We start from the raw sequence: 353 nt of genomic DNA, 5'->3' as shown, positions 1-353 counted from the left end.
TTCTTATTTTTCATCATAACGTTGAAATCTGTATCGTTTAATTTATCTACTTTAAAATCATAGTCTTTTGGTTGCTCCGGCTTAACATTCTCATCGCCTTCTGGCTCTTCTGGTTCTTCCGGCTTAATCATACTAGGATGGAAATTCCATTCTCCTGCAGGTGGCGCATAGGAATTGAAGGAGCTTATGCACTTCTTCCACTCTGGTGTATTTTTTATTGCTTCTTTTTCTGCATCTGTAATCCTAACCCATTTCCCAGTCGCTCTAATTTTTTTGGCTTCTGGTTCAATATGCTTATTTAGTTTATCATCTTGTACCAACACATAGTTTCCTTCTGCATCCATATAATGGCT

1 protein-coding gene is annotated in these 353 nt (G+C 37.4%); it reads right to left on the bottom strand.

The window, feature by feature from the left end:
- On the bottom strand, nt 1-323 hold a 323-nt coding region (locus ACS2QP_RS27455), incomplete at its 3' end, for a hypothetical protein (RefSeq protein ID WP_438883025.1).
- Nucleotides 324-353: the final 30 nt, after the last annotated feature.

Source organism: Bacillus cereus group sp. Bce019, assembly GCF_051781745.1.
Taxonomy (GTDB): domain Bacteria; phylum Bacillota; class Bacilli; order Bacillales; family Bacillaceae_G; genus Bacillus_A; species Bacillus_A cereus.
Note: the sequence above shows the minus strand (reverse complement) of the source record. Positions and strands in the feature narration are given on the sequence as shown.